The sequence below is a fragment of the Catenibacterium sp. co_0103 genome (assembly GCF_004168205.1).
GTDB lineage: Bacteria > Bacillota_I > Bacilli_A > Erysipelotrichales > Coprobacillaceae > Catenibacterium > Catenibacterium mitsuoka_A.
This window is the reverse complement of the sequence record NZ_RCYB01000108.1, coordinates 1-6,152: the sequence shown is the minus strand read 5'-3', so window position 1 is coordinate 6,152 and position 6,152 is coordinate 1. Positions and strand designations below refer to the sequence as shown.

Genomic DNA, 6,152 nt, shown 5'->3' with positions numbered 1-6,152 from the left:
AAGAATGATGCTTGTCAGTATATACCATATGATTCTTACTGGAGAGACATTTAATCCTTCAGATTATGAATCATTTAAAAATCCTAAGCCACCTATAAAGCAACAAGTTTTAACAGAAGAATCAGCGATAGAGTTTCTTAAGAAATCAGGTTTTGACGTTTCTAAATTAACTAAACCATAATATTCAATTATTCTATTTTTTCTAAATTATTCAAACTTATTTTTAAGTTTGTCTTTTTTATACGTTTTGATTGATTTTTATTTCACACTTCTACAGTAATAGTCTTATTTGAGTCACTGATCATATAATGAAGTGAAGCAGGTGGGAATAATGCACTAAAAGGTGTATCACATAAATTCATTTCATTAATAAGATGAATGGCTTCCTCAACAGTTTCACATTGACATAAGATCCAAGGAATAAACTCAAAAGAACAAACATTTGTCTTATTCTTAACTACAGGATTAAAATAGGCATTTCCTACAAAGTTGAGTCCAGCCATACCTAATCCTTTTTCATTCATTGCATCATAATATAATGGATATCCATCGCTGACATGAGCCATTCCAATGATGGCATATTTGTAAGATGGTTCATCTGTATATCTAAAACCATACTCAAAATTTCTAGGTGTTACAACAATCTGTTCACCATAAGAAAACGCATAATCTAGATTTTTTCCAAAATAACAATCCTTATCTTTAAAACATGCAGCAGTACACATAATCACTGCCCCCTTTAATCTGAATCCTAACACAAACATATAGGCATGTTAAGTCCATGGTTTGACATAATTCACACATACTTTCTAAAGAGTATTCTATGTCTATTATATGTGACTAATGTGAACTGTTTGACAAAATATTATATCAACATATAATAAAATCAAGAGGTGAACTTATGGTACAAGTAGATTTAATTACAGGTTTTTTAGGATCAGGTAAAACAACATTTATTAAGAAATATGCGAAGTATTTAATTGATCAAGGACTGCATATCGCAATATTGGAAAATGATTTTGGTGCGATTAATGTAGATATGATGGTATTAGAAGAAGAATTAGGTGACCAATGTGAACTAGAAATGGTTGTTGGTGGAGGAGATTTAGACTGTCATAGACGCCGTTTTAAGACAAAACTCATTTCTATGGGTATGAGAGGTTTTGATAGGATACTAGTAGAACCATCAGGTATTTATGATGTCGATGAGTTCTTTGATGTACTTCATGAAGAACCATTAGATAAATGGTATGAGATTGGTAATGTGATTGCTTTAGTGAATTCTAAGCTAGAAAATAACCTTTCTAAGCAATCAGATTACTTACTAGGCTGTCAGGTTGCAGATGCTGGTAAAATCATTCTCAGTCGCTCTAGTGAAGCCACAGAAGAAGAAATCAATAACACAATCACACACTTAAATAACACAATGTCTCTAATTAAATGTAAAAGAAGATTTAATAAAGAAGACTGCCTTGATTTAGAAACACTCAATAATGATGACTTTAATTCTATTCTTCATTCTGGTTATGAATTAGAAGGCTTTATTAAGATGTTCTTTAAGAAAGAAGAAGCTTTCTCTACTATGTTTTTTATGAATCAAGCAATTACTAAAGAAGAGTTGATTCATGCAACTCAATCTATTTTTAATGATTCTGAGTGTGGCAAAGTATTTAGAATCAAAGGCTTTATACCAGAAAATGATCAATGGATAGAACTTAATGCGTCAAAAGATCAGATTACTACTGAAACAATTGCGAAAGGTCAGGAAATCATTATTGTCATTGGTGAATCATTAAATAAAGAAAAGATAGAAGAATATATAAAAAAACCAGCATAGCTGGTAATTGATGAAGCGGATATATGTAGAATATGGTGGGGATCACATATCTTCATCACTTGTATTATATTGATATAAGGTAATGAATAAACCAATTTTATGTAAATAATAAATAAAAAGGTCAGCTAAGAAGGGAATGGTTGCTGACCTCGAAGGGTAGAAAAGAGTGGGAAATCTCTTTCCGACATTATTATATGATTTTTTTAAAAGAAATTCATTATACAAATTGTCGTATTTGCTTAGAAAAGGAGTAATATGCATTATAAAAAGGTTAAAGGTATATTATCTTCCAGCAATGGAATGAACCTCTATAGAGGATGTCTGCATGGATGCATCTATTGTGATTCTAGAAGTGACTGCTATCATATGGATCACTTGTTTGAAGATATAGAAGTTAAAGAGAATGCATTAGAACTCTTAGGTGCTTCTTTGAAAAAGAAACGAAAACCCTGTATGATTGGCATGGGGGCTATGACGGACCCTTATATTCCCTTAGAAGATCAATTGTTGTATACAAGAGGCGCATTAGAAATCATTGATAGAAATGGTTTTGGAGTTACGCTCATTACTAAATCATCACGTGTATTAAGAAACTTGGATATACTGAAATCCATTCAGACACATTCTAAATGTGTCATTCAGATGACTCTCACTACTTATAATGAAAAACTATGTAAAAAGCTAGAACCTAATGTTTCAACAACTAAAGAACGTTTTGAAACATTACTCACTCTTCAAAAAGAAGGTATACCTACTATTGTTTGGTTGACACCTATTCTTCCGTTTATCAATGATAATGAAGAAAACTTAAGAGGGATACTTGATTACTGTATTAAGGCTTATGTGAAAGGAATTATATGCTTTGGTATGGGTGTTACCTTAAGAGAAGGCAATAGAGAATTTTTCTATTCTAAGCTAGATCAACACTTTCCAGGACTGAAAGAAAAGTATATCCATAAGTATGGAAATAGCTATATTCTCTCTAGTCCACAAAATAAGCAGTTGATGCGTATATTCCATCAAGTGTGTGAAGAAAATGGTATCATGCATGAACATGAAGAAATATTTAACTATCTTCGTACATATGAAGATCATAGATTAGATTTATTAGATTTCATCTAAAAACTGGACCGCAGTCCAGTTTTTACTGTATTGTATTAACTTTCTTTAAGATACGCTCTGCATCCTGTCCAGTGGCAATAATAGGCTGATAGTTATTACGATACTTTACAGAAGAAATCATACATGGAATAATCTTATGTTCCATACTCGTGATCTTTTTATTAGTAAAGTGGAATGTCTGCTGGTAAATCATAGAATCTTTATCACTTGGATTTCTATTACCACCAAAACAGAAGTTACTTAAACTATAAACAATAGGGGAATCCTTATATGTTTCAATCCCTTCTAATACATGAGGATGACTACCTACGACCATATTCGCCCCTGCATCAATAGTTGCATGTGCTAAATCTCTCTGCCCCTGAGTAGGACTATAGTTTCTTTCAATACCCCAATGATAATAAACAATCACAAAATCAGTCTTTTTCTTTAATTCAGTAATCGTATTCTTCATATCATCTGATACAGCATTAGGAAATGCATAACCAAGAAAACCAAACTTAATACCCTTTACTTCCTTAATATAGCTTTTTGAATATCCAAAATAGCCTACACCATACTCATCTAGAGTTGCTTTAGTATCATCCATTCCTTTTTGATAACGGTCCATAGAATGGTTATTTGCGACTGTCACAGCTTCAACACTACTATTAGTTAAAATCTTTGCATATTCCTTTTTACCTTTAAAAGGGAATGACTTAATAACATGACTCTCTTCATCGGTTAAAGGACCTTCTAGATTCGCAATAGTTAAATCGTCCTGTTCAAAAACACTCTTGACATTCTTTAAGAAATAATCAGGATTATTACCCTGTTTCGCATATTCCTGATCAAAAGACCCATCATATGCCTGGCCTGCATAATTACCTAAAGTCATATCACCTACAAAAGACATAGTAATATCAGTATGAGTCACCTGCGCTGTTTCTTCTGTCTTTTTCTTAGTCTTCTTTGGTGTTTCTTTCTTCTCTTCTTTAGCACATCCAGTACTTAATACAAGAAGTGCACATACAAAACCTTTTAAAAACTTATTCATTTTCATTTCTCCCTTGTACAAATACAAAACAATGATCATTAGACAGCTTTTCATCAAATACAAAATCTAAATCATTAAACTTCTTTAAGTCCTTTATATTTTCTATCTTTTCTTTAGCCATATAAGAGATCATCGCTCCTCTAGCCATCTTCGCATATGTTGCCTGCTGCTTGAGTACTCCTTTAATATTTCTTAGAAACTGTATTTCTATACATTGATCATCTTTCTTTAAATAATCAGTAATACATTTAGAATATTCCTTAGATGCAAGATTAATAATCACATGATCATCAAGTGATTCATAAATCTTACTGCCCCAAAAATCATACAAATTAAGCGATTTAACGCCCATTTCTAAACGATAGGGTACAATTCCATCAGTAGGAGTCAAAACCCCATACAACCCCGATAAAATACGTAAATGCTTGTTTAAATAATCTCTTTCACTATCACTCATAGAAAAAGGATGAAGATATTTAAACGCAATCCCATCATAGGCATGAATTGCACATGTCAGTGGTTTGAACTGACGCTCCTGTAACTCTTCAAAACATTGATGTGTTAATGATTCATTAGTTTTCCACAATCTTCTTAACTCATCATAGGGCATACTCTTAAGCTTTTCTTCTAATATACAAGACTCATTAAGAAAACAAGGTGTAGTAGGAGTGATAGATGCATCCTCGTCGCTTCTCATCTTCTTAGCAGGACTCATAATAATCTTCATGATAAAGCCTCAAGCATCTCTTGAGGATTATCTGTAGTCTTTACCTTTTCCTTGGCTTTAATGATGATTCCTTCTTCATTAATTAAGTAAGTTGTTCTTACAACACCCATACTTACCTTTCCATAATTCTTCTTTTCTTTCCATACATCATAATCCATAATTGTCTTCTTTTCTGTGTCAGACAGTAAAGTAAAAGGCAATTCATATTTCTCTTTAAACTTCTTATGACTTGCTACAGAATCCTTGCTGATTCCTATTACCACTGCATCCTTTTCTAAGAATTCAGGATACAAGTCTCTAAATCCACATGCCTGTTTAGAACATCCAGGTGTATTATCTCTAGGATAGAAATAGAGAATCACACGATGACCTCTATATTCTTCTAAAGTATGCATATTGCCTTCTTCATCTGGTAGATTAAAAGAAGGTGCTTTTGTATTAATCTCTAACATAATATAACCTCCTTTATGCATTATACCAAAAATAAAAATAATGTGCTACCTATGCATAAAAAACGATTGTAAGCATTAACATTTTAGAAACATGTTGACACATTGAAATACAGGTTTTATAATCCATTTGTCATTAAACACAATTAAATATTAAATAGGGGGACAATTATGACATTTTCATTAACTACTCGTCTCATTGCTGAGTTCCTTGGTACTGCAATCATGGTTATGATTGGTAACGGCTCAGTAGCAAACGTGGAATTAAAGGGAACAAAGGGAAGCCACAGTGGATGGATCGTCATTGCAATCGGTTATGGTATGGCCGTTATGATTCCAGCTCTTATGATTGGTAAAATTTCTGGTAACCATATTAACCCAGCATTCACTATTGGTCTTGCTGTTGTAGGTGATGTACCATTAGCTGAAGTATTACCTTACATCTTAGTACAGTTTGCTGGTGCTATCGTAGGTCAGTTCATTGTTTATCTTTGCTTCAAGCCTCATTATGATTCAACAGAAAATCCTGAAGCAATCTTAGGTACATTCTCAACTACTGATGCAACAAACAATAAGCTCAATGGTTTCTTAAACGAATTCTTCGGATCATTTATCTTATTCTTCTGTGCATTATCTATTACTCATTCACCAATTTTCGAACATGGTAATCAGGGTGCTGGTTTCATCGGTGTTGGTTTATTAGTTATGGCATTAGTTGCTTCATTTGGTGGTCCTACTGGTCCAGCTTTAAACCCAGCTCGTGACTTAGGCCCAAGAATCTTACATGCAATCTTACCAATCAAGAACAAGGGAACTTCTCAGTGGGATTATGCATGGGTACCAGTACTTGCTCCAATTTGTGCAAGTATCTGTGCTTGTCTATTATATTTCAACATTTTCTAAGAAGGGGCTGTAACGAATAGGTAGTATTTACTACTACCTTGAGCGTTACAGCTCTTTTTCGTATATCCAAACCCAAAA

Annotated in this window: 7 protein-coding genes and 1 pseudogene; 4 read left to right on the top strand and 4 right to left on the bottom strand. The window is 33.0% G+C overall.

Annotated elements, in window-relative coordinates; translation table 11 throughout:
* Positions 1-181 (top strand): annotated as a pseudogene (locus EAI80_RS13525) (hypothetical protein); the annotation flags it as partial.
* A gap of 82 nt (positions 182-263) precedes the next feature.
* Here the strand turns inward: EAI80_RS13525 and EAI80_RS11520 are convergent.
* Positions 264-725, bottom strand: a complete 462-nt coding sequence (locus EAI80_RS11520; protein WP_238634592.1) for a linear amide C-N hydrolase — start codon at positions 723-725, stop codon at positions 264-266.
* A 176-nt stretch (positions 726-901) separates the two neighbouring features.
* On the opposite strand from EAI80_RS11520, the gene EAI80_RS11515 reads away from it, so the two are divergent.
* Both EAI80_RS11515 and EAI80_RS11510 read left to right on the top strand, forming a co-directional pair.
* A complete protein-coding gene (locus EAI80_RS11515) occupies positions 902-1,837 on the top strand; it encodes a GTP-binding protein (protein WP_129982152.1) in 936 nt (311 codons plus the stop codon).
* Between the two features lie 255 nt (positions 1,838-2,092).
* Positions 2,093-2,959: a radical SAM protein gene (locus EAI80_RS11510; protein ID WP_129982151.1), complete on the top strand. Its 867-nt coding sequence runs from the start codon at positions 2,093-2,095 to the stop codon at positions 2,957-2,959.
* 22 nt (positions 2,960-2,981) lie between these two features.
* Here EAI80_RS11510 and EAI80_RS11505 read toward each other — a convergent pair whose 3' ends face one another.
* The 3 genes from EAI80_RS11505 to EAI80_RS11495 are packed head-to-tail and all read right to left on the bottom strand — an operon-like array spanning position 2,982 to position 5,174.
* A complete protein-coding gene (locus EAI80_RS11505) occupies positions 2,982-3,995 on the bottom strand; it encodes a CapA family protein (RefSeq protein WP_161220350.1) in 1,014 nt (337 codons plus the stop codon).
* The gene (gene yaaA, locus EAI80_RS11500; RefSeq protein ID WP_129982149.1) at positions 3,988-4,722 is read right to left on the bottom strand and encodes a peroxide stress protein YaaA; all 735 of its coding nucleotides are present in this window, start codon (positions 4,720-4,722) and stop codon (positions 3,988-3,990) included. The genes EAI80_RS11505 and yaaA overlap by 8 nt, the downstream gene beginning before the upstream one ends.
* Positions 4,719-5,174, bottom strand: coding sequence for a peroxiredoxin (locus EAI80_RS11495; protein ID WP_129982148.1), 456 nt, complete (start codon positions 5,172-5,174; stop codon positions 4,719-4,721). Before EAI80_RS11495 ends, yaaA begins: the two co-directional genes overlap by 4 nt.
* Before the next feature lie 168 nt (positions 5,175-5,342).
* Here EAI80_RS11495 and EAI80_RS11490 point away from each other — a divergent pair, with 168 nt between their 5' ends.
* Positions 5,343-6,074, top strand: a complete 732-nt coding sequence (locus EAI80_RS11490) for an MIP/aquaporin family protein (protein ID WP_129982147.1) — start codon at positions 5,343-5,345, stop codon at positions 6,072-6,074.
* Positions 6,075-6,152: the final 78 nt, after the last annotated feature.